Raw genomic sequence first — 22,983 nt, forward strand, 5'->3', positions numbered from 1 at the left:
TTTAAAGTATACAACTTATCTAATTCCAAAACTTTTGTGCCATTGCTTCAATTGTTGTTTACAAATGGGGTAAATAGTTTTCAATAACATTCCAAACAATTTTGAGATCTATATTTAAGTATTCATGGGTTAATATATTACGGAAACCCGCAATACGATTCCAGTCTACTTCTGGATATGCATTTTTCCAATCATTCGGTAATTTTTGTATAGACTCACACATTGTCTGAATATTTCTTAAAACTGCATCTTGAATTTTAATATCATTAAAAAACAATTCTTTGCCTTCAGAAGTATATTGTTTAATTCTTGCAAGACAATCGCGAATGTGAATAAGATAAACACGACCGTCTTTCATAAAGGAATCGCCTCATTAAAGACTTTATCTTGAATAAAAGAATGTAAAGAACTAGTAGTTATTACATCAACTTTACGATTTAATAAATTTTCTAAATCCTGAATTAAACCAACTGGAAACCAAGCTGTGATTTTCTGTATATCATAATCAATTAAAAAATCAATATCACTTAAATCTGTTTCTTCTCCTCTAGCTACGCTTCCAAAAATCCGTACATTACAAGCTCCGTGCTTAGCCGCGATACTGAGAATTTCTTCGCGGTGTTCTTGAAGAACTTCTTTTAGCTTCATATCGAATTTTTCTTGAGGTTCTACAATTCCCTATTTTAGACCAATCTTGATGTTTTTGGAGCGAATAGGTTTTACCTTCACTCACAAGAAATCTTTCTACCGAGCATCCGGATAGTAAAAAATATACCAGTAAATACGAATAGATACTTCTGGTCATTTTTCCATATCCAAATTAATGCAGTTACAGTGTTTTAAAAACTGCTCTAACAGTGGTTTCACAGTGTTAGAGATTTTGGTCATTGTTTTAGTAGTTGGGTTATTAGCTGCGATCTCAGTTCCTAGTTGGCTAGCCTTTGTTGACCTTCAAAGACTGAAAACTGCTCAAGGCGAAGTTTACCAAGCTATGCGTCAAGCCCAAAGTTTGGCTGTAAAAAACAAGTTAACCTGGCAAGTCAGTTTTCGTGAAAATAATGGTATTGTGCAATGGGCAGTTCATCAAGCACAAGCTGACAATTTTCTCCCATATACTATTAGTGTCAACAATAATCTATGGCATAACTTGGATACAAATATTCGGATTGATACAGTAAAAAATAATAAAGGGAAATCCGAGACAACGTTGCCAAAAGACACTTCAACCCAAACATGGCGAGTCATATTTAATTACCAAGGCTGTCCTGTCTATCAAGTTGGAGATGAATGCACTCAAACATCACTGAGAACATTAGGACAAATAACCTTTTCTAGTAAAAATGGTGGTAAAGCCAAGCGCTGCGTCTATATCTCTACAATACTAGGTGCCATGCGAATGGGAAAAGAGCACGACAAGGCTAATGAAAACAGCAAATATTGCTATTAATCTCTTTTTTCAAATGATGTTCCCAAATATTTAGAATCATTCAGCGATCTCTAGTTGTGTAGAGAGGTAGCATACTACCTCTCTGCGCTTGTGCAACGGTCGCGAGCAACCCTTTGCTATAGAATATTTTCACTGAATTCTTCACTTTTTGGGTGTTTGCAAACCCCGACGCTCAAGGATTCGCCGAACCTCTGGGCTCGGAGTGTAGTCATAGCCATATGAAGATCGCTCTGAATCATCCATCACTTGAGGCGTGAGCAACACGATCACCTCACTACGTTGGTTATTTTTGTTTGTTTTTCTAAATAATGAACCAAGGAGGGGAATGTCACCCAAAACAGGAACTTTAGACACAGTGACTCTATCTGTATCTTGAATAATACCAGACAAAATGAGTGTCTGACCATCTCGCAAACGGACAAGGCCCGATCTAAGGCTTCTTTGTGATAGCAGCGTAATTACACCATCAGGGCTTGATGTTGTTCCGTTTGGTGCAGATACGGTAGGTGCAACAGAGAGTGCAACAAAACCGTTATCATCTATCTTGTCAACTTTCACTGAAAGGGTTAAACCTGCATCTTTAATGATTGGTTCCCTAGTATTGGTTGTTGTTCTAATCCCTCCATAGACTTGTGCTGTCAAACTCACGACAGCTTCTTCCCCTTCTTGTACGGTCAGAGTTGGGTCAGTCAGAATCTTAGCATTACCACTTGTAACTTGAGCCTGCAAACTAGTAAGCAAGCGTTTGGGGAACTGATACCAAGAGGGAAGAGCTGATGTGACTGAACCCGTCTCACCTGGTGTTACACTGATCGTACCGTCAGTGGCTATAGTAATGATATCATTTGTACTGCGTTCAATTTCTGTGATACCGGCTTTTGTAGGATCTGATGAAATTGGTGCAACTGGTTGATAAGTTGTTGCATTCCCACCACCTATTGTTCTAGCGCTACCTGGTGGAACTGTCACGCCACCAATTGTCACCGAACTTTGAGATTGGTTAACTATTGTCGTACCCGAACCCGCTCCAGGAATATTTATTTGGCTGTTTGGATTGAGGAAAGGCGTTCCTTGAATTGGATTTTCAATCACAGGAGTACTAGTGACACTATTTGCAGCCTCACTACTAGTTGCAGGTCTGGAACCACCAAAATTTAGAGATGCTGCACCACCATCATTGACGAAAAAGTTATTGCCTATTCCAAAGGAAAAACTACTGTTAAAATCGTGAGTTCCTAAAAGATTAACATCAATAACCTTGACATTAACTGCAACCTGACGGCGACGAACATCGAGCTGAGTTAATTGAGCTAGTGCTACATCGATGAGCTTGGGAGGTCCAATTAAGGTAACTGAATTGGTACGTTGATCTCCTGATGCCTGCAAACCTCGCAGTAAAGGTGTTGAGTCTTGAAACTCAGTCCGCAAAGTCTCTACTCTCAGTTCTGTTGTTGTCTGGCTTTGAGTGACTGCAGAATTAGCGGCACCACCTACAGGGACAGCATTAACGCTAGTAACCAATCGTTCGCGGGTAATTGCACTTTCGGCTCCTAAAGCAACCAAAAAACTCAAAGCAGTATCTACTTTAACTTGATTGAGGCGAACATTTCGCATGACAACATCACGGGTGGCATTAGGCAATTTAGGACCAACAAAAACTGTCCGTCCGCTGCGATTCGCTTCCAAACCGCTCAAGCGCAAGACATAGTTAAACACATCTTGTACTGGCTCATTTTCTATATCTAAGGAGATTGTAGGTCCTTCATTTCCCCCAGCTTGACCTCCTTGTTGTCCTTGTCCTGCGGCTGCATTTCCTGCATAAGCTAAGTTAAGACCGGCAGCACGGGCAAGTAAAGACAACACTTCTCGTACAGGAGCATCTCGCAATACCAAACGAGGGACTCGTTCTTGCGTTCCTAAATCAATGACGCTTGGAGAAGCATCCAGATTTGAGATAGCAATATCTCCAACTGGTGGCGCAACAGCTCTAGGCAAGAAAGGTGGAGCCTGATTCATACGGGGATCGACTCCAGATGCAGGTGCGGGTGCGCCATTCACAGTCACTTTTGGATTGGGAACAAGAACTTCAGGCTGCTGATTTTGACTGGGTGGAACTGGAATGGGAGTTGCAGCTTGTTCATTTGGCTTTTTACTTGCTCTTTGTGGTGGTGCAGATTGAGGAGCCTGCGCTTGTATTCCATCAGATGGTGCAAAGCTGAGTGTAAGTTTGTCTTGCTTTCTCACCACTGGCTGGCTGGTAGGAGTGCCTTTTGTTCCCGTGACAATGACCCGAATGCTATTGGCATCAAGCTGATTGATAACAACTGAAGCAATTCCCGGTGCGGGATTGTCTTGACGAAAGCTATTACCTTTAGATAAACGGAGTTGAGTATTTATAATATCTGCAACTAGGGTATTGCCCCTTTGTGTTGTAAAAACCTGTGGGCGAGAGCCTGAGGAAGTTGTTAAGACAACGTTTACTCCTCCGTCAGCAGGAGTTAGTTTGACTCCAGTAATTTGACTAACCTGTGCCATAACTGGCTGAGCCGCCATCATCACAATTGCGGCAACACCAAATGCTAAACCATTACCGTGAAGCTGTTTCACAGTTCATTCCTCACATTTAAAACTAATAAGAAAACTTTTGAGTAGCCGTAATTTGTAACATATTACCTTTATATATTTCCCGCAAAATTCAGAAAATTAACAGTTTTGTTGCTTGCGGGATTGTTACATTTAGTTTCTCATGAAGCTATGTGAAATTGTGCCGTAGAATTACTGAAGAATTAGAATAGTCTTGCTCTACGCTCAGTTCCCAAGATAGTCTACTCTCAGAATTTCTACGAGCATTAAAGAATAGGAATAGAAGTTAGGGTATGTTTTCAAAGTGTTGGATTTCTCCTAACCCCCCTTAAAAAGCTACGGTGGTGTACACAAGTCTCCTAAGATGCCTTCTGGCAGTTTCGATCCCCCCTAGCCCCCCTTAAAAAAGGGGGGAAGTTGATTCTAATTCTTCCTTTTTTAGGATGTTTCATGTCTTTTCTAGAGATCTGTACACCACCGTAGCTTAAAAAGGGGGGAAATTTCTTCAAGTCCCCCTTTTTAAGGGAGATTTAGGGGGATCTGGAAAATTAGGGGCTAAACGAGTCTTGTGAAAACACGCCCTAAGGGGTAGGGAGGGGTACAACTAATGTTAAAACTCCCGTCCGTGAACCTTATTCCCATATAAAAGGCGATTGGAGAGTCTTGACAGGAGGCGGAGCCTCCAAAGAAGGCATTCCCAGGCTGAGCCTGGGAACGAGGAAAGCGGAGCTTGGGAAAGAGAGAGTCTCTGAAGGAGGGAGAGGTCACTCGCAACTGGTTATACCAATTTTCTATGAAGATGCATACAATTAGCCTGCGTATAGCCCTTACGGGCATAGCCTGCGGCATCGCGTAGCGTGCGCTTTGCGCTTAGGCAGGCTTTGTTTGTATAGCCGAGGCAGCGCGTTGCGGAGAGAAGTTGCGGCTTGGGGGTTTCCACGTCAGATGCTTCACTTGGGCAAAGCCCAAGACCGCACTGACTCCCCAATAGCAAACTTCGGAGGGTTCCCCCGGTTGTAGCGCCTGCCGTCCACATTTCTAATATGAGGGCAATAATGTGCAACTTCATATAGAATTGGTATTACGGTTTCTTAGTTGCCGCTTCTGCCATATCTTGTGGAGTCATTGGCATCAATGCCTGTAACTGAAAAGTTGTATTAATGGCTCTAGGACCAATCCTAATTAACTTTTTACCAGGCTCAGCAGCAGTCTCTGGTGCTAATGTTGATTGATAGTCTTTCACCAGTAGCAAAGGCTGTAACCGTTCTATATTACGGAGAATAGATTGTGTTTGTTCGTAGGTTCCAATAATTTCAATATTGATACTGCGGCGTTTTAGCTTTCCATCCACAAGGGGTCCAAAGGTTCCATCAGTGATTGGTTCTGCCTTATCACCACTGGGTGCGTATCTCTTCAGTTTTGCTCTCACGCCACTGAAAGGAACTTGACTGTTACCAGACTCAACCAATCGATTTAAATCTAGCAGCAATGTATCCAAGGTTTTCTCATTGGCAAACAAACCCAATACTTGAACTTGTTGCACTTTTGCCTGTGCCTGCTCTTCTTGAATCTTACCAAGTTGTTTAATAGCAAGTTTCTTTTGATCGATATCTGTTTGCAGTTCCGTCTGTTTGGCTTGCTGCTGTTGAAATGTATCCCAAGAGGGCATCAGCATATTCATAGCCATAAATGCAGCACCGGCAACGCCCAAACACCCTACAATAATCCCACTAATTTTTGGTGTTAGGGAAATTCCAAAAATAACGGGGTAGCTGGGTGCAGAGGCTGCACCAAAATCCCCACCCTGTTCAAAACTTAGATCTTCACTCACCGTCATTTTTGAAGCACTCCTGTTTTTTGCAGATTGCGAATTCGAGAAACTAGTCCTACTGTGCCTTTTTGCTCCAATTCCCGCATTAACTCGGAAGCTGGAACGTCACTCATACTAGATTGAATAGTGTATCTAGCTATTTGAGGTGGTTTAAAATTTTGTGGAAGCGTTATTCCGGGTGGTATCGGTGGATCTACTAACTCTGCTGTCGTAATTCTTGTATCAGTTGCCTTTAAAAACCGAGACTGCTGTAAAGTCAGCATAAAATCATTAACATTGTTGAAAGAACGAGCAACCCCAATAATTTCTATGCCTCCTGCAGGATTTGGTGCTGGCTGTCCTGCTACTGGAGCTAGTGGTGCAATTTGCTTAATGTTTTCAATTTGTACGGTTCTGGGAATGCGATCGCGCAAATCTTGTAGCATTGCAGACCAAGGGCGGATTTGGTCAAAAACCGTCACCAAAGCCTGAGTTTCCTGTTTAATTCTGTTAGTTTCTTCCTTGATTTTATTAATACTACCTATTTGACCCTCAAGAGATTGTTTCTCTTGTTCGAGTTGTGCAATTGTTTGTCCTAATTCAACATTTTTAGCATCCAAAATCCACAAACTTGCTCCTACAAGAATCGGTAAACCCAAACCGATTCCCACTCCTATATATAGAGGAGTTAAATCTCCTACGGGGAGAGAAATCTTGCCTCGTTGCTTCTTTTCAGAAGTTTTATTAAATGCTGGGCGATCTTTCAGAAAATTAATATCTAGACTATACATGACCTAAATTATGAATTATGAATTATGAATGATGAATGGGTAATGAGAGAATTATGAATTATGAATGATGAATGAGAGAATTATGAATTATGAATGATGAATGATGAATGGAGAATGAGAAGTTAGGAATTGCTTGCTTCCCAATTCTTTCATACTTCATAATTCATACTTCATAATTCATACTTCATAATTCATACTTCATACTTCTCTCATTCCCAAACCAAGCACTATACCCAAACCGGGACGTTCTGAGGCTGGGTATTTTTCCGCATCAACTTGTAATGACAATGCGCCTACCGGATCGATCTGAGAGGTAGGTAAACTCAATCTTTGTGTAAAGAACTCATCTAGCTGACCTAGCCCGCCTCCCGGTCCTGCTAGCATAATCTGTGCCACTTCCAGATTTTCACTTTGATTGAGATAAAAATCGATAGAACGGCGCAGTTCATCTGTCAGTTCTCCCAGAACTCTAATAACAGCTGCCATACCGGGATTGATTTCAGTCACACCAGTCTTCCCACCATCTACAGGAGTTGAAGGAATAGATATGCCTTGCAATAATTCCATATCTCGCGAGACAGGTAAATTCATTGCTTTTGATAAAGCAAGTTGCATTTGATAAGTGCCAATTGGTACGGTACGCGAAAATTGCGGCACACCGTTAACAACGATCGCAATTTCCGTGCTATCAAATTCTATATCCACAAGCACTGCGGCTTCTTGCGGTCCATATTGTCGGAGTTGATCGCGGATTGTCCGAATCAGAGCAAAACTGTTAATCTCTAAAACATCGATTTGCAATCCTGCTTGTTCAAACGTACTGATATAGGTATCGGTAATTTCCTTGCGAGTTGCCACTAAAAGTACCTGAACCTTCTCAATACCGTCCTCATCTACAAAATACCCAAGTTTCTGATAATCTACATCAGCTTCCTCACGCGGATAAGGTAAATACAAACCAGCCTCATGGTTGAGAACCATCTCCCGCAGCTCTTTATCATCCAACTCTGCAGGGACGGGTATGAGACGAACGATAGAATCGCGTCCCGGTACAGAAGTCGCAACACGAGAAGCCTTAATCTTACTACTTGCCAATACCTGCTGAATCAATTGCGCCATTGTTGGCGGGTCAGTAATTTGACCATCCACCACCACACCTTCAGGAACGGGAACCGATATTAAATTTTCTAGCTTTACACCTTGACCTTGCTTGCGGATTTGAGCTAAATTGACCCGTTGCGGTGCAATTTCTATGCCTACTCCACCCTTAGATTTACTAAATAGATTATTAAGTTGTTTAACCACAGGTTTACCACCGGAGCGCTAAGTAAAAAAATGAATAATATAAAAGATTAATATGAAGACCCCTGTTTCTCCCCCCGTTATATTACCTAAAAGTGTAGAAATTAACGTAAGTTGGATTGAGAAACAAAATCCAAGTCTAAAGGTTTGACTTTTCGTGACCTATGTAATTCTTCAAATGTACCTATGGTGGCTTTAGCCCTATCTATCCAATTTTCATAAGCATCTCACCCCGATAAGTTAAAAAAGTACAACTCAAATGATTCAAATTCCACAATTCAAAAAATTTACTATTTGGTTACTATTCGGTTTATTAACTAGCTGGATTGTGAGTTGCAGCACAGCAAATATCAGCACAAATCCAAAACAGGCATCATCAGCAGCAAATGTTGAGTTTTGGACAATGCAACTCCAACCTCAATTCACCGACTACTTCAAAAGCCTCATAGCAACCTTTGAGTCACAAAATCCCGGTATAAAAGTTACCTGGGTTGATGTTCCTTGGACTGCAATGGAAAACAAGATTTTAACAGCTGTCTCTGCAAAAACGCCACCTGATGTTGTTAACCTAAATCCAGACTTTGCTTCTCAACTAGCAGGACGGAATGCCTGGTTAGATTTAGAAGCAAAAGTTCCTTCTTCAGTTCGCGCCGCCTACTTACCAAACATTTGGAAAGCCAGTACCCTTAATGGCAAGAGTTTTGGTATTCCCTGGTACCTCACCACGCGGTTAACCATTTATAACACTGATTTATTAAAACAGGCAGGTATTACTAAAACACCTGTTACGTACACTGAATTAGCACAAGTAGCACAACAAGTTAAAGAAAAAACTGGTAAATACGCCTTTTTCACAACATTCGTGCCTCAAGACTCCGGGGAAGTCTTAGAATCCTTCGTACAAATGGGAGTCACCTTAGTAGATGCTGAAGGCAAAGCAGCTTTTAACACCCCACAAGGAAAAGCAGCGTTCCAATACTGGGTAGATTTATACAAAAAAGGTCTACTACCCAGAGAAGTGCTAACACAAGGACACCGCCACGCCATAGATTTATATCAAGCAGGAGAAACCGCATTACTCTTTTCTGGTGGGGAGTTTTTAGAAACAGTGGGGAAAAACGCACCTACCATAGCCAAAGTTTCTGCAACCGCACCCCAAGTCACGGGTGAAAACGGCAAGAAAAATGTTGCCGTTATGAACGTAGTCATACCCCGAGACAGCAAACAACCCGACGCCGCCGTTAAATTTGCCCTATATCTCACCAACGACAACAACCAACTTGCCTTTGCCAAAGCAGCAGGAGTTCTTCCTTCTACAGTTCAATCTCTCTCTGACAGTTACTTCAAAGATTTACCAGCCAATGCCTCAACTTTAGATAAAGCAAGAGTCATTAGCGCCCAAGAGTTGCAACAAGCAGAAGTTTTAACGCCAAGATTAAAAGATATAAAACGCTTGCAAAAGACTATCTACGAAAACTTACAAGCAGCAATGCTAGGCGAGAAAACAGTCGATAAAGCTGTTGAGGATGCAGCAAGTGAGTGGAATGGCTAATGGCTAATGGCTAATGGCTAATGGCTAATAGCCATTAGCAAATTTTAAAAAATACCCAATAAGATACAGCGAACCACACAAAATCACCAAATTACCTTTTGATGACGCAAAAGTTTCCTCTAAGGCTAAAGATAAATCTGGATAAGTATTGCAATCGCTCAACTCGGGGCAAACTTCCCAAGCAATCTTAGCTAATTCATGAGGACGGGCTGTAATCGCTTCTGGTACTGGAACGAGAAACAAGCGATCGCCGGGTCGCAATAAAATTTTGAAAATGTCCCTATGGTCTTTTTTTGCTAGCATTCCCACAATCCAATCAACTTGAATTTTGGATTTGGGAATTCCCAAATCCTCAGTTGTCTCTCGTGCTCCTAATTCCCACTCGGTAGGGAGCTTGAGTTCCCCTGTTTCCAATTTGTCAATATAATCGCGCAAAGCTTGAGCACCACCAACGTTATGAGCACCGTCTAACAATAATTGATGGTTTTTCCACGTCGTCCATTGCAGCCTTCCCAACCAATGAGTTTTTGCCATTCCGTTGATAATGGCTTCCTCTGAAATTTTCCAACCTTGTTTTTGCAAAATTTCTATAGCGGCTAATGCTACAGCAGAATTTTGTAACTGAATTTGCCCTTGCAAAACTAACGGGTATTTAATTAATTTTCCCATCTCCCACTCAGCCCATCCGGGGGTAACTTGACGCGCAGGCTGAGGTATAACGATAGGACATTCTAATTCTAAAGCACGCGATCGCACTACTTCTTCTGCATCTGGTGGTAAAATCCCGATAACGGCAGGGCATCCAGGTTTAAAAATACCAGCTTTTTCGCGAGCAATATCGGTGAGATTGGGGCCGAGTTTTTGCCAGTGGTCGCGACTGATGGAAGTAATAATAGTTACAAGAGGATGCGAGCAGACGTTAGTTGCATCCAAACGACCTCCGAGTCCTACCTCTATCACGGCTAAATCCACCTTTTGCCGTGCGAAATACAACCAAGCTGCTGCAGTGATGACTTCAAACTGAGTTGGAGATTGCTCTTCTGGGTCGATCGCTCTTATCACTTCAACTAACAACTGGCAAAATTCTTCTGAAGAAATTGGTTGTTCGTTTAAGCAAATACGTTCCGTCCAATCTACCAAATGGGGTGAGATGAAACGCCCCGTGCGATAACCTGCTTCAGTCAGAATAGAAGAAAGGTAAGCACAAACAGAACCTTTCCCATTCGTACCGGTTACGTGAACAATTGGCACTTGATGGTGGGGATTGCCCAAATTTGCCAGCAGTTTAAAAACGGAATCCAATCCGAGACGGACTCCAAAGTGATGAAAGGGTTTTAAGAGAGAGTCAATATCCACAAGAGTTGGTTTCGTTTGGAGTGGTTGCTTGCACCATTTTCACACGCACTTGTTCCTATAGTCTTTTTTCTTTCTCTCCTGCCCCCTTGCTGTCTCAACCCAACATTTTAAGGTGGATGTAGTAGTAGGCGTGGTTGGGTGAGCATTGCTAACCATATCAGGGTGAATAAAAACTTCAGGAAATCAATAGCTCTCTCACCTCTTACCTCTGCGTACTCTGCGTCTCGGCGGTTAAATAAATTTCTTTTGAACCGCAGAGGCGCTGAGAGCGCAGAGGAGGAAAAATGAGGAATACCCCGCCTGAATCAAAATTTTATGAGTCACCTTAACAGGGCTAGGTAAGCATTGCCCACCCAAAGTACTTTACCAAACGCAGAAAGCTCAGCCTCTTGTAAAGGCATTTCCAGGAGTAGCCACCGGATCGAGCAACCGAGCAACGCTGTCTAAATAACGCAAGTTCAACAGCCCCCACACTTACCCCCGCTTCTAACAGGGAAGAGCAACGTTTTAATCGGGGTTTGAAACCTCTCTCCTACGAGGTACAGCTGTTCTAGGGGGATTGTACCCACCATTCGCCAACAGTATCTTACGAGGAAAGGGGTTTGGGGCGAGGTCTATTTTGACTTCATCAAACTCACGGTAAATTAATAAACCTATCTACCTTAAGCTTCCTTGTTTAAAAAGTTTTGCAATTGTCTCAAAGCAGCCGCACCAATGTTGAACACAGCCCAGCTCGCTGCAACTACGATCGGAGCTAAAACGATGACCACACGTAAATCAAGATCCATATCTAATCCTCTTTTAAGTAGAAATTAAAGTTTTATCAACTGCTCTCATTTTTATTTTTATCTGAAGTGGTCAACTTTTCTCAAATATTGTGTAAAAAATATTTACAATTTTCATTAAGGTCATGTACCGGGCAGTAGTTAGTCTCCCCCATGACGTCCGTTTCTCCCTTGTCCCCCTCGTCCTTCTAATCTCCCCAGCCCCCTGTCGCCTTCCCCGCATGAACTAAAGCTAACTTTTTGTAACGCTCAGCGTGTTCGATAAGGTTTGCTGCTTCGGCTTCGGAAATTTGACGTATAACTTTACCAGGAACACCTAAAACAAGAGACAAAGGAGGTACATCCTTTGTAACGACAGCACCTGCTCCAATAATGCTACCTGTACCTACACGCACTCCATCTAAAACGATCGCGCCAATGCCAATCAAACTGCCACGTTCAATGTAGGCGGAGTGTACCACAGCCCGATGCCCTACGGTGACACGATCTTCTAAAATAGTTGGCTGACCGGGATCGCCATGCAACACCGCCCCATCCTGAATGTTGGTACATTCGCCAATTTCTATGCGTTCTACATCTCCTCTAATAACTGCTCCATACCAAATGCTCGCATCCACTCCTACTGTGACCGAACCTATAACCACTGCATTGGCAGCGACAAAAGCTGCTTGAGAAAGATCGGGGTTAGACCAGTAGGATGCGATAGACACGATAGAATATTAAGTAGGGTACTCAGGTAATCTGAAGGAACTCCAACCTTAAAGTAGGTTGCAAAATTTTAGAATATCACGGTGTAGAACCTAATATAAAAGGTAGCACTCAATCAATACCCAAATGAGGTGGAGCGGAAGTGTAAAAAAAAACAACTCTATAGGTAAAGACAAATATATGTTTTTGAGCACTTCATGATGAACCCAGGCTTGCAGTACCCTATATTTGGTCCCGAAATTCAGTGTCCCCACTGCCGTCAAACAATCCCGGCTTTGACACTAACAGATACATATTTATGCCCCCGGCATGGCGCTTTTGAAGCAAATCCTAAAAATGGAGAGTTAATCCATTTACAATCAGGGCGTCATTGGCGCAGGTGGAATGGTGAATGGTATCGCCAACATACACATCCCGATGGCATTCGGTTTGAAATTCATGAAGCACTAGACAAGCTGTATACCCAAGGCTACCGAGCAACAAGGGTCATCATTGCTAGACGCTATCAAGAATTGATGAGTGGCTACTTAGAACGTAGCACCCCTTGGCGTTCCGGACAATCGGAAACAACATCAGCTCGACTTTACGGTTTACCTGTAGAGTTTAGCCCCGAAGCGTCTGAAGAACCCTGTTGGGAAGTCATTAATTTTGACTTGGAAAAAGAACCCGGTGTCCCAGTCCGCTATCCTTATTTCCGATTGTTTGAATAATGGTTGGTGGTTAGTTGTGAGTCGATAGTGGTTTTTACTGCTAACAACTAACAACTAACCACCGATCGCTACCAATAACTCATAATGCACCACGCCTCTATTCGTACCGCAAATATTTATAGAGCGATCGCCTTCTACGAACAACTCGGCTTTACAGTTTGCGAACGCTTCACCACGGGTTATACCCTAGCTTGCTGGATGGAAGGGCTAGGAGGGAGAATCGAACTGATCCAAATACCCCAACCCAAACCAGCTCCCGATGCTTTTGAAGATGAGCATTATGTCGGGTATTATCACCTATCTTTTGACGTAACAGATATTACACCAGATTTGCCAAGTTGGCTAACAGATTTAAAAGAACGTTTTACTAACGGGGCGCAAAGTAACTCCGAAATGTTACAACCACTGAAAGTTTTGTTAGAACCAACACAACAACAAATTGGAAATCATATTTATGAAGTAACTTTTATTGCGGATACAGATGGTTTACCTTTAGAATTTATTCGTGTTTTAACCACACTCACCTAGTTGTACTTCCTATTTTTTGCAAGTAGAATATTTAACTCTCTACCATTTTGTTAAAGCAATAACATTGAGAGAGAGATTAGAATATAGTCTACAAATCTGTAACCCAAGTTACAGATATATTAATAGAATATATGAGTGTGTTGCCGAAATTCTATCGATATCGTTTTCACGTTTTACTATTGAGTGTTTTAATTACAGTGCTTTTCCTTGGTAATGATACAGCTTTCAGCCAACTGACACAAGAAAATACATTGGTAAGTACACCCCAAAGCATTTCTAGAGAAACATTATCTTCGTCAGTGACAGAAAATGTCCAAAAGACGTTGCTGCAAAATGGACTGACTGTTTTAACAAAAGAAGTCCACTCTAACCCAGTTGTGACCGTACAAGTTTGGTACAAAGTGGGCTCGCGGAACGAAGAATCCGGCTTGAATGGCATTGCTCACCAGTTGGAGCACATGCTCTTTAGGGGGACAAAAAATCGTCCCATTCAATTTGGCAGATTATTTAGCGCTTTAGGTAGTGACTCCAATGCTTTCACAAGCCACGACCAAACGGCGTATTACAACACAGCAGAACGCGATAAACTCAAAGCTTTATTAGTACTAGAAGCAGACAGAATGCAAAATTCTGTTATTGATAACCCGCAACTAGCTAGCGAAAAGCGGGTTGTTATTTCCGAACTTCAAGGGTACGAAAACGAACCAGAATACAGATTGAGCCGTGCTGTTATGCAGGCTTTGTTTCCCAACCATCCCTATGGTTTACCTGTAGGTGGTACTAAAGATGACGTGCAAAAGTTTCAAACAAAACAGGTGAAGAAATACTATCAAAACTTTTACAGCCCCGATAATGCTGTATTAGTCATTGTTGGTGATTTCCAAACCGAACCAACTTTAAATTTAGTTAAAGAAATATTTGGGAAAATACCTAGCAGTTCCCAATCCAAAATCGGTCTTGGAAAGTTGGCTGCAGAGGGAAACCCTCCTAGCAACTTTCCCCAAACTTCACAACCCAAACGCCCCCAATCCCCCAATCCCATCATTCTTCAAGAACCGGGAGCAGCCGCACTACTACACGCAGTCTATCCCTTACCGGATGTCAATCATCCTGATGTTCCTGCTCTCGATGTGATGGACTATATTTTGACTGATGGACGAAATGCACGCCTCTATCAAACACTGGTGGAATCGGGTTGGGCGAATGATGTTTCAGCATCGGTTGTGAGTTTGCTAGCAGGAGGCTGGTATGAATTATCAGTGACAGCTTCTCCAAATCAAGACCTGAAAAAAATTGATTCTTTGCTAAAAGGTGCGATCGCCGAACTGATGAACAAAGGAGTTACATCAGAAGAAGTCAATCGAGCCAAAGCACAGTTAGAAGCATCTCTGATTCTGGGTAACCGAGATATTACCAGTCAAGGAATGCAACTCGGTAATGATGAGACAACGGCTGGTGATTATAAATACACGGAGCGCTATTTAGCAGCCGTGCGCCAGGTGACAACAGCAGATGTACGGCGTGTTGCAACAAAATACCTCCAACCAAAAGTCTGTGTAGTGGGATTTTTTGAACCAACTCAAGCCAAAGGAAAAAGAAAAGACAAAAGCAGCTCGCAAAACTCCAATCTTGTAGCGGAAAATTTCTCATCAGAATCATCAGCAACGAAGGAAGAAGTCACAAAATATTTACCACCTGTTGATTCCCCCGAAGAAATCGCCCAGACAGCCGTCTCTGAGGTATTGCCAGAACAATTCACATTACCAAATGGTCTGCGAGTATTACTTTTTGCCGACCCCAGTTCACCTACAGTCACTCTCAGTGGTTACATTAAAGCAGGTAAAGAATTCGATCCTCACAATAAAGCAGGGCTTGCATCTCTCGTAGCAGAAAACTTAATGAATGGAACCAAAACAAAAGATGCTTTAACCCTCGCTAAAGTTTTAGACGATAGAGGAGCGAGTTTGGATTTTGAAACATTCCGTGAAGGTGTGCGGGTTGAGGGGAGCGCTCTAGCATCAGATTTGCCAGTTTTAGTACAAACATTAGCAGATACTGTTAAAAATGCAACATTTCCAGTCAAAGAGTTAGAACTCAGCCGCAAACAAGCACTCATTGCCTTAAAGCAAGAGTTAGATGACCCTTCTGAGGTTGCAGAAAGAACATTTGTTCAATCTCTTTATCCGGAAAAACACCCATTACACAAATTTCCTACAGAAAAAAGTCTGCGGCTCCTGAAACGTCAAGATGTTGTTGAATTTAAGGAAAAACACTACCGCCCGGATACAACAGTTCTCGCACTCTTAGGGAATTTTTCAGTCACTGAAGTAGAAGCGCTGATTGCACAAGAATTGGGGAATTGGAATACCATCGGTCAACCACCAGAATTAACATATCCAAAGGTATCTCTACCGGAAAAAGTGGTGAGCATTAACCCCATTCTTCCCGGTAAAGCTCAAGCCATTACTTATATGGGTAATCAAGGGATTAACCGTAAAGATCCCCGATTCTACGCAGCGTTGGTGTTAAATCAAATTTTAGGAGGCGATACCTTATCGAGCCGATTGGGGTCAGAAGTGCGCGATCGCCAAGGTTTAACCTACGGAATTTACAGCAACTTTTTAGCAGGGAAAAATTCTGGAACATTTTTAATTGAAATGCAAACTAGCCCGGAAGATACCCGTCAAGCCATTGCTAGAACCCGCGAACTGTTGCAACAAATCCACCAACAAGGTGTTACGGCTGAGGAAATAGAGACAGCTAAACGAAATTTGATCGGCAATTACACGGTTTCTTTAGCAAATCCAGAGGAATTAGTCAATAGAATTTTGATGAACGAGGTCTACGGGTTAGATAAAGAAGAATTGCGCTCTTTCACGGCAAAAATTCAAGCAGTGTCCATCGAAGAAGTGAATCAAGCCGCTCGTGAGTTACTCTACCCAGATAAAATTATTGTAGTCACAGCAGGACCCCACAGTAATTAGTGAGAGCCACCGATGCTCGCGAGCTCGGTTTTTGGTCCCTCGTTCTCAGGCTCAGCCTGGAAATGAGGGACTAATCACTCATAATATCTATAAAAAAAATTACAAAATTATGAGAGTTATTCTAGCGATCGCACTTCTATGCCTTCTTATAGCAACGACTGCTTCAGTAGAGGCAGCAGATTTTCAAAATATACTAAAGCAACCAGTCATAGAAACTACAATTAGCCTGGGTACTTCTACTAATGAATTGCAATTTGAACCAAACCACCTAGAATTTGAAGCGGGAAAACGTTACAAACTTCGACTGATAAATCCCAGTACCCAAAAACACTATTTTACAGCTAAGGATTTCGCCGATAGTATATGGACGCAAAAAGTGGAAGCAGGTAACGTAGAAATAAAAGGAGCTATTCACGAACTCGAACTGAAACCAAAAGCAGAAGCAGAATGGTTTTTTGTACCGCTAAAGCTCGGAACATATAGTTTGCGCTGTCCGATAACGGGACATACGGAAGCAGGAATGACAGGCGAAATTATCATATCTGCTGAACGGTAACATCTACAATAAGCTAACCTAGAAATATAAGTAATGTTTCTCAATAGATAGAAGAATCATTGACACGTTGGCACTAGGCGCAAAAAACAATTCTCATGAACATTCTCAGTCACCTGCTCTCTCAACCAGCTCAAAGCAACCGTCAAACAGAAAAAAGACAGCGTCGCGGAATTGAACTCAAATCCCCGCGTGAAATAGAAATTATGCGGCAATCCGCAAAAATAGTGGCAACCGTGCTGAAAGAAATTTCCGAGTTGGTCCAACCAGGGATGACCACAGCCGACTTAGATGCTCATGCTGAAAAGCGCATCCGGGAAATGGGTGCAACGCCTAGTTTCAAAGGTTACCACGGTTTTAAAGGTTCCATTTGTTCCAGTATTAATAATGAAGTTGTACACGGTATACCCAGTGCAAAAAAAGTTATTCGTGCTGGAGATGTCTTAAAAGTCGATACCGGTGCTTATTATCAAGGTTTTCATGGCGATTCTTGCATTACAATTGCTGTTGGTGAAGTCACTCCAGAAGCTGCACGCTTGATTCGTGTTGCTGAAGAAGCTCTTTATAAAGGCATTGAACAAGTCAAAGCAGGAAACTACCTCATGGATATTGCGGGCGCGATAGAAGATCACGTCAAAGCTAATAACTTTTGTGTAGTAGAAGATTTTACCGGACACGGTGTTGGTCGTAATTTACACGAAGAACCTTCCGTATTTAATTTCCGCACTCGCGATATGCCAAACGTCAAACTACGTGCTGGAATGACACTGGCAATTGAGCCAATTTTGAATGCTGGGTCTAAGTTTACGCGCATCTTATCAGACCGTTGGACCGCTGTCACAGTTGATAATTCTCTATCGGCTCAATTCGAGCACACCGTATTGGTAACGGAGACGGGCTACGAAATTTTGACAGACCGTACAAAGCTTTAACTGGAAGAAAGGCAGAGAGCAGAAGGTAACGTCTTTGCTGTCTTCTCGTTCCGGTGGTGGAGCCACCGGAACAAGGTTTAAAACTAATGAGATGCAGAGGACGCAGAGGTACGAGGTGAGAAAGCTCTTATTTCCTGAAGTTTCGCTCCACCTTAACAGGGCTGGGTAGTATACTGCCTATCCTACTTCTGCTTTCATCACACCTTTTGAGGTAGGGCTACCGGACAAAAATTGGCTTCTTCATTAACTTCAAGCAATCGTGAAGTCTTGAGCCGATCGAGCCACTGTTGCAAATACACGCGATTGGTTTGCTGCTCATCTGGATCTGTAGTATCCACAGGATAAGGCATAAGCCCTAAAATGGCTGCGGTCGTTACGCAGAACATGGACTTCTGGAAACTCATACATATTTGTACCCGCAAATCATCTTCCCCCCTGCGACTGCCACGATAAACTTCGTGCAAATACTCTGGGAGATAGTGACGCATATCCTGCATTAGCAAGGTAGGAGGAATACCTGCACCTCCGATTGGCAAAGGATCTGCATATAACGCGCCATACTGAAAGCGAGCTTGATCGGGTGAAATTTGATAAGCTTGGGCATTATATGAAACTGTACCGAGGAAGGGTGTACCTCGGAAAAAGACAGCTTCTACATAAGGTATGGCTGTATCTGCTAGGAATGTCAAACCAATAGAAGCAGGTATAACATCGTAAATCTTATCTCGAATTTTGACTGAGTAAGTAATTGGTCTTTTAGCATCTGCCACCAACCCCGCTTTGATATGGTCTACAACTTCAGGAATAGATTTGATTTTTCCTTCGTCATAAAGGTCAGATAAAGAGAGGAAGATATCAGCCATGACACGCCAGAATTGACCCAATGCGCTGTAGTAAGAAAAAACACGCATTTGTTCAATTAGGAAATCGGGAAATAATTCGTTTATCCCCAACATTAAGGGATTGTTTTTAAATTTTGCTCTAATAACAGCTCGCGCTCTGTCTTGAAATTCTTCTGTATCTAAATATTCATCTAGCCCACCACCACCATGCCAAAGCATTGCTTTCATGCAATATTCAGCATATTCAAAATTAATGCGATCGTGCCACCAATGTTTTAGTAATTTATTAACAGAGAATTCATTATTAAAGTATTTAAAAAACGGAAAAAATACCAAAAATTGATTTTCGGCAATGTAAATAAGATTCTTAGAGTAGGCATCTAAAACGACACCGTAACTTTTCAGAATACCAACAACTTCCAGTAAATTTTCAGGATTATCTGGAAGCAATGCACCTCCTGCTTCCAACCGTTCAATATACTCAAATAATGGGTAATTCTTACTAGGTTTGTTTTTCATGCTTACCATGTTTGATTAACTCCTAGAAATGGAGGGATTTGGATAGGGGGTAGAGAAGGATAGGGGGGTAGCGCAAGAGTAAAAGTCTCTCTTGTCTCCCTTGTCCCCTATCCCGAGTCTCTAGTCCTTAGCAGATACTGTGGCAACAGGACTCGGTGCAGCTATCATTGCTGCGATTGTCGGTTCACTCCAACGTGCTAACCAATTGGGTTGGATACCATAAATCACAATCAGTACTGCTAATACAACTGCAGGCGCTCGTTCTGCCCAAGAAACCCGAGGTAAATTTGAAACCTGTGGGGATAAGCGTCCAAAAAAAGCACGGTTTGTAAGCAGCAAGAAGTAAACAGCTGTTAAGCCAGTACCAATCATGGATATAAGGGTTTGGATTGGGAAAACAGCAAAACTACTGCGGAAGATGATGAATTCTGAAATAAACCCAACCATACCAGGTATACCAGAACTTGCCATGACTCCTAAAACCATCAAACTCCCAATCACTGGCATTCCTCGTTCGGGATTGAGCAGCCCTCGGAGAGTATCTAAGTCACGGCTACCAGCTTTTTTATAGACAATTCCCACAAGTAAGAACAAAAGCGCAGAAATCAGCCCGTGGCTGATCATTTGCAACATAGTTCCTAAAATACTGAGCGGTGTTGCTGCTGCTGCTGCTAGAAGCACGTAGCCCATGTGCCCTATGGAACTATATGCCACCATCTTCTTCATATCTTTTTGGGCGATCGCACAAGATGATCCGTAAAGTACGCTCAAGACCGCCCAAGTTGCCAATGCGGGGGCTAAATAATGCCAAGCCTCTGGCAATAAGTTCATTCCAAATCTCAGCAAACCATAAGTTCCCAGTTTCAGCAGTACCCCTGCTAATAGGACTGAAACAGGTGTGGAAGCTTCAACGTGAGCATCGGGTAACCAAGTGTGTAAGGGAACTAAGGGAATTTTGATGCCAAAACCAATTAAGATTCCTAACAGCAAAAGAACTTGAGTTTCCAACGTTAAAGATTGGGTATTTATGGCATCTAATGCAAAGCTAGAAGAACCGCTCAGCCAAACGATACCGAGAAAACTCGCTAAAATGACGATTCCAGAAACAGCCGTGTATATAAGAAATTTAGTAGCTGCGTAGCCTCGTTTTTCTCCACCCCAAATAGCTATAAGTAGGTATAGGGGAATGAGTTCTATTTCATAAAACAGGAAAAACAGCAGTAAATCCTGTGCAATAAAAGCGCCACTCACTCCTGTATTTAAAAGTAGGAGTAAGGAGTAGTAAAAGCGAGGACGACTAATTTCTGGATCGCTACTGTAGATGGCAATACCTGTTAGCAACCCGTTGAGAAGCAGCAATGGTAATGACAAACCATCTATTCCCAGACGATAGTTTAAACCGAGACTCTCTATCCAAGGCAAAAACTCGGTGAATTGTTGATTAACCTCGGAGAGGTTAAACAAACTAGCCAGTACCAACGTCCAAATGAAACTTACACTGGCAATAACCAAAGCCAACCTCTTACTGGCTTTTGGAGTCATCCCAAAAGGTAAAAAACTGATTAATGCCGCACCTAGCAATGGCAACAAAATGAGAGTACTGAGCATAATGTTAGTGGTTGGTGGTTAGTGGTTGGTGGTTTTTAATTAGTCGTTAAGAATCATTAACTAACAACTAACAACTAACCAATTTTTAACAAACCTAATGACCAGCTAATGAGAAAACCAAAAATACTGACACCAATGACAATGGTCAACAAATAACCTTGCGAACGACCCGATACACTATACTTTAAAGATTGCCCGCTAAATATCGTCGCAAATCCTACTAAGTTGATGAAACCATCAACTAAATAGCGATCGCTCCAAGCAGAAAATCTAGACAGCAACGCGACTGCACTTACGACTGTGACTCGATAAATTCTGTCAATGTAAAAGTCATAACCCAGTAAGTCTTGTACAAATCTCCATCCCAAAACTCTAGATCTTGACCAAGCTTTGTGCAGGTAAATACTCGACCCGATAGTCACTCCTACTAAGCTAGAAGACAATAAGATAGCTACTATGTACCAATTTATGCTTTGCCAATCTGGTAGTAAGTACCATTGCTGTAGCATGAGAGGAACTAACAAAGTGACTGTGGTTAGTGCCACCATTGGAAATGCCATTGGCCAACCAACTTCTGGAGCACGACGGGTTTTTGGTTGCGCTTCCCCCCAAAAGACTAACCGAAAGACTCTTGTTAAATTTAATGCTGTTAAACCATTAACCAGTACTAAAATTCCAATCACCCAGGGGCTAACCAAAGCTAAACCATCAGCCCAACCTAACATTGCCCAAAAGCTTCCCAACGGTAGCAGCGTTACCATACCTGCTGAACCAACAACAAAGGCAGTGGTGGTTGCTGGCATCCTCGACCACAAGCCACCCATTTCTGTCAGGTCTTGCGTACTGGTAGTAAATATAACTGACCCTGAACTCATAAATAGCAGTGCTTTGGCAATGGCATGAGTAAATAGCAACATCAGGGCGACACCCCCTTGTTCCATCCCGACTGCTAAAAATGCCAACCCCATGTATGCACTTGTGGAATGGGATAGCGCTCGCTTAATGTCAATTTGGGCAATAGATACCAACGATGCACCCACCGCTGTCACCGTACCCATAATAATTAAAGCGTTTAGAGCAACTGGAGATAGTGCCAGCAGAGGCTGTAGTTTGTACAGTATGTAAGCTCCACCAGCGACCACCATTGAGTTCCGCATCACCGAAGCTGGGTTGGGACCTTCCATGGCTTCATCCAACCACAGATGTAGGGGGAACTGAGCGCATTTACCAGCAGGTCCGGCTATTAATGCCAAACCCAATAAAGTTGATGCGAGGGGGCTTAACTCAGCCGTTTGCGCCCATTCATACAAATCTGAGAAATTTAAGCTTCCTGCTATGGTGGAAAGTGTTACAACTCCCATCAGTAGCAGTAAGTCTCCCACTCTCTTAGTAAAAAATGCATCTCGCGCAGCTGTGACTACCAAAGGTTGTGCGTACCAGAAACCAACCAACAAGTAGGTGGAAAGAGTCAGCATTTCTAAGAGGGCATAACTGAGAAATAAGGAATCGCTGATAGCTAACCCATTCAGTGCTGCTTCAAAAAATCCCATTAAGGCAAAGAAACGCGCTAATGCCCAGTCTTTCTCCATATAACCTAGGGCATAAATTTGAGCCAGCAAGCTCAAGCCACCGATCATAACTGTTGCGCCAACGCTAACAGGAGAAATCTCCAAAGCAAAGGACAAGTCAAAATCTACAGCCTTAAACCAGGTAATGACAAAATTTTCTGGTTCCCTATTCCAAATATCTATAAAGACCAGCAGGCTGTGAACAAAAGCTACAACAGTTGTCAACAGGTTAAAATAAGCGGCAGGTCTGGGTCCTGTACGTTTAACAAGCCCCATTGCCCACGGTAAGGTTAAAAGCGCACCTATTAACCCATAAAAAGGTATCCACCAACTGGTTGAAAACAGAGACTGGTTCATCTAAAGATTCCTGAGAAAACAATGTTTTTATGCTTTGATAAAATTGCT

General features: G+C 42.4%; 19 protein-coding genes. 7 read left to right on the forward strand and 12 right to left on the reverse strand.

What is annotated here, in order from left to right; genetic code table 11:
• Window positions 1-58 precede the first annotated feature (58 nt).
• Both AB0756_RS22995 and AB0756_RS23000 read right to left on the reverse strand, forming a co-directional pair.
• On the reverse strand, window positions 59-358 hold the full coding sequence (locus tag AB0756_RS22995; RefSeq protein WP_038074062.1) for a HepT-like ribonuclease domain-containing protein: 300 nt from the start codon (window positions 356-358) through the stop codon (window positions 59-61).
• Window positions 355-648: a nucleotidyltransferase family protein gene (locus AB0756_RS23000; protein WP_038074059.1), complete on the reverse strand. Its 294-nt coding sequence runs from the start codon at window positions 646-648 to the stop codon at window positions 355-357. The genes AB0756_RS22995 and AB0756_RS23000 overlap by 4 nt, the downstream gene beginning before the upstream one ends.
• A gap of 220 nt (window positions 649-868) precedes the next feature.
• Between AB0756_RS23000 and AB0756_RS23005 the strand changes: the two genes are divergently transcribed.
• On the forward strand, window positions 869-1,447 hold the full coding sequence (locus AB0756_RS23005) for a pilus assembly FimT family protein (protein ID WP_408019917.1): 579 nt from the start codon (window positions 869-871) through the stop codon (window positions 1,445-1,447).
• A gap of 141 nt (window positions 1,448-1,588) precedes the next feature.
• On the opposite strand, the gene AB0756_RS23010 is transcribed toward AB0756_RS23005, so the two are convergent.
• The 4 genes from AB0756_RS23010 to pilM all read right to left on the reverse strand — a co-directional run bounded on the left by AB0756_RS23010 (window position 1,589) and on the right by pilM (window position 7,936).
• Window positions 1,589-4,054: a type IV pilus secretin family protein gene (locus AB0756_RS23010; RefSeq protein ID WP_038074052.1), complete on the reverse strand. Its 2,466-nt coding sequence runs from the start codon at window positions 4,052-4,054 to the stop codon at window positions 1,589-1,591.
• Between the two features lie 1,057 nt (window positions 4,055-5,111).
• Window positions 5,112-5,867: a hypothetical protein gene (locus AB0756_RS23015; protein ID WP_038074048.1), complete on the reverse strand. Its 756-nt coding sequence runs from the start codon at window positions 5,865-5,867 to the stop codon at window positions 5,112-5,114.
• Window positions 5,864-6,631 (reverse strand): PilN domain-containing protein, encoded by a 768-nt coding sequence (locus AB0756_RS23020; protein WP_038074045.1) that lies wholly within the window; start codon window positions 6,629-6,631, stop codon window positions 5,864-5,866. Before AB0756_RS23020 ends, AB0756_RS23015 begins: the two co-directional genes overlap by 4 nt.
• A 198-nt stretch (window positions 6,632-6,829) precedes the next feature.
• Complete coding sequence (gene pilM / locus AB0756_RS23025) at window positions 6,830-7,936, reverse strand: type IV pilus assembly protein PilM (protein ID WP_038074043.1); 1,107 nt, start codon at window positions 7,934-7,936, stop codon at window positions 6,830-6,832.
• 256 nt (window positions 7,937-8,192) lie between these two features.
• Between pilM and AB0756_RS23030 the strand changes: the two genes are divergently transcribed.
• On the forward strand, window positions 8,193-9,485 hold the full coding sequence (locus tag AB0756_RS23030) for an ABC transporter substrate-binding protein (protein ID WP_038074040.1): 1,293 nt from the start codon (window positions 8,193-8,195) through the stop codon (window positions 9,483-9,485).
• A 24-nt stretch (window positions 9,486-9,509) separates the two neighbouring features.
• Here the strand turns inward: AB0756_RS23030 and AB0756_RS23035 are convergent, their stop codons facing one another.
• The 3 genes from AB0756_RS23035 to AB0756_RS23045 all read right to left on the reverse strand — a co-directional run bounded on the left by AB0756_RS23035 (window position 9,510) and on the right by AB0756_RS23045 (window position 12,336).
• Complete coding sequence (locus AB0756_RS23035) at window positions 9,510-10,841, reverse strand: bifunctional folylpolyglutamate synthase/dihydrofolate synthase (protein WP_038072347.1); 1,332 nt, start codon at window positions 10,839-10,841, stop codon at window positions 9,510-9,512.
• 662 nt (window positions 10,842-11,503) lie between these two features.
• Window positions 11,504-11,629: a photosystem II protein Y gene (locus tag AB0756_RS23040; protein ID WP_017747352.1), complete on the reverse strand. Its 126-nt coding sequence runs from the start codon at window positions 11,627-11,629 to the stop codon at window positions 11,504-11,506.
• Window positions 11,630-11,814: 185 nt separating this feature from the next.
• Complete coding sequence (locus tag AB0756_RS23045; RefSeq protein WP_038072353.1) at window positions 11,815-12,336, reverse strand: gamma carbonic anhydrase family protein; 522 nt, start codon at window positions 12,334-12,336, stop codon at window positions 11,815-11,817.
• A 198-nt stretch (window positions 12,337-12,534) separates the two neighbouring features.
• Between AB0756_RS23045 and AB0756_RS23050 the strand changes: the two genes are divergently transcribed.
• The 5 genes from AB0756_RS23050 to map all read left to right on the forward strand — a co-directional run bounded on the left by AB0756_RS23050 (window position 12,535) and on the right by map (window position 18,041).
• On the forward strand, window positions 12,535-13,044 hold the full coding sequence (locus AB0756_RS23050; protein ID WP_456320639.1) for a TIGR02652 family protein: 510 nt from the start codon (window positions 12,535-12,537) through the stop codon (window positions 13,042-13,044).
• Between the two features lie 84 nt (window positions 13,045-13,128).
• Entirely contained in the window at window positions 13,129-13,572 is a 444-nt protein-coding gene (locus AB0756_RS23055) for a VOC family protein (RefSeq protein WP_038072359.1), read from the forward strand.
• A gap of 131 nt (window positions 13,573-13,703) precedes the next feature.
• Window positions 13,704-16,556 carry a M16 family metallopeptidase gene (locus AB0756_RS23060; protein WP_038072362.1) on the forward strand — a complete coding sequence of 951 codons (2,853 nt, stop codon included), beginning with the start codon at window positions 13,704-13,706 and terminating at the stop codon, window positions 16,554-16,556.
• A gap of 109 nt (window positions 16,557-16,665) precedes the next feature.
• Complete coding sequence (locus tag AB0756_RS23065) at window positions 16,666-17,112, forward strand: cupredoxin domain-containing protein (RefSeq protein ID WP_050045174.1); 447 nt, start codon at window positions 16,666-16,668, stop codon at window positions 17,110-17,112.
• 95 nt (window positions 17,113-17,207) lie between these two features.
• Complete coding sequence (map, locus tag AB0756_RS23070) at window positions 17,208-18,041, forward strand: type I methionyl aminopeptidase (RefSeq protein ID WP_038072365.1); 834 nt, start codon at window positions 17,208-17,210, stop codon at window positions 18,039-18,041.
• A gap of 197 nt (window positions 18,042-18,238) precedes the next feature.
• Here map and AB0756_RS23075 read toward each other — a convergent pair whose 3' ends face one another.
• The 3 genes from AB0756_RS23075 to AB0756_RS23085 all read right to left on the reverse strand — a co-directional run bounded on the left by AB0756_RS23075 (window position 18,239) and on the right by AB0756_RS23085 (window position 22,935).
• A complete protein-coding gene (locus AB0756_RS23075) occupies window positions 18,239-19,411 on the reverse strand; it encodes a CO2 hydration protein (protein WP_038072368.1) in 1,173 nt (390 codons plus the stop codon).
• 111 nt (window positions 19,412-19,522) lie between these two features.
• A complete protein-coding gene (locus AB0756_RS23080) occupies window positions 19,523-21,010 on the reverse strand; it encodes an NADH-quinone oxidoreductase subunit M (RefSeq protein ID WP_038072371.1) in 1,488 nt (495 codons plus the stop codon).
• Window positions 21,011-21,084: 74 nt separating this feature from the next.
• On the reverse strand, window positions 21,085-22,935 hold the full coding sequence (locus AB0756_RS23085; RefSeq protein WP_038072375.1) for an NAD(P)H-quinone oxidoreductase subunit F: 1,851 nt from the start codon (window positions 22,933-22,935) through the stop codon (window positions 21,085-21,087).
• Window positions 22,936-22,983: the final 48 nt, after the last annotated feature.

Source organism: Tolypothrix campylonemoides VB511288_2, assembly GCF_045999855.1.
Classification (GTDB): Bacteria; Cyanobacteriota; Cyanobacteriia; order Cyanobacteriales; family Nostocaceae; genus Scytonema; species Scytonema bouteillei_A.

Bases quoted from the DNA above. Each gene is read 5' to 3' on its own strand.
- AB0756_RS23030 (WP_038074040.1), top strand. From the start codon at position 8,193: ATGATTCAAATTCCACAATTCAAAAAATTTACTATTTGGTTACTATTC.
- AB0756_RS23080 (WP_038072371.1), bottom strand. From the start codon at position 21,010: ATGCTCAGTACTCTCATTTTGTTGCCATTGCTAGGTGCGGCATTAATC.
- AB0756_RS23085 (WP_038072375.1), bottom strand. From the start codon at position 22,935: ATGAACCAGTCTCTGTTTTCAACCAGTTGGTGGATACCTTTTTATGGG.
- AB0756_RS23065 (WP_050045174.1), top strand. From the start codon at position 16,666: ATGAGAGTTATTCTAGCGATCGCACTTCTATGCCTTCTTATAGCAACG.
- AB0756_RS23060 (WP_038072362.1), top strand. From the start codon at position 13,704: ATGAGTGTGTTGCCGAAATTCTATCGATATCGTTTTCACGTTTTACTA.
- AB0756_RS23055 (WP_038072359.1), top strand. From the start codon at position 13,129: ATGCACCACGCCTCTATTCGTACCGCAAATATTTATAGAGCGATCGCC.
- AB0756_RS23040 (WP_017747352.1), bottom strand. From the start codon at position 11,629: ATGGATCTTGATTTACGTGTGGTCATCGTTTTAGCTCCGATCGTAGTT.
- AB0756_RS23020 (WP_038074045.1), bottom strand. From the start codon at position 6,631: ATGTATAGTCTAGATATTAATTTTCTGAAAGATCGCCCAGCATTTAAT.
- map (WP_038072365.1), top strand. From the start codon at position 17,208: ATGAACATTCTCAGTCACCTGCTCTCTCAACCAGCTCAAAGCAACCGT.
- AB0756_RS23000 (WP_038074059.1), bottom strand. From the start codon at position 648: ATGAAGCTAAAAGAAGTTCTTCAAGAACACCGCGAAGAAATTCTCAGT.
- AB0756_RS23015 (WP_038074048.1), bottom strand. From the start codon at position 5,867: ATGACGGTGAGTGAAGATCTAAGTTTTGAACAGGGTGGGGATTTTGGT.
- AB0756_RS22995 (WP_038074062.1), bottom strand. From the start codon at position 358: ATGAAAGACGGTCGTGTTTATCTTATTCACATTCGCGATTGTCTTGCA.
- AB0756_RS23050 (WP_456320639.1), top strand. From the start codon at position 12,535: ATGAACCCAGGCTTGCAGTACCCTATATTTGGTCCCGAAATTCAGTGT.
- AB0756_RS23075 (WP_038072368.1), bottom strand. From the start codon at position 19,411: ATGGTAAGCATGAAAAACAAACCTAGTAAGAATTACCCATTATTTGAG.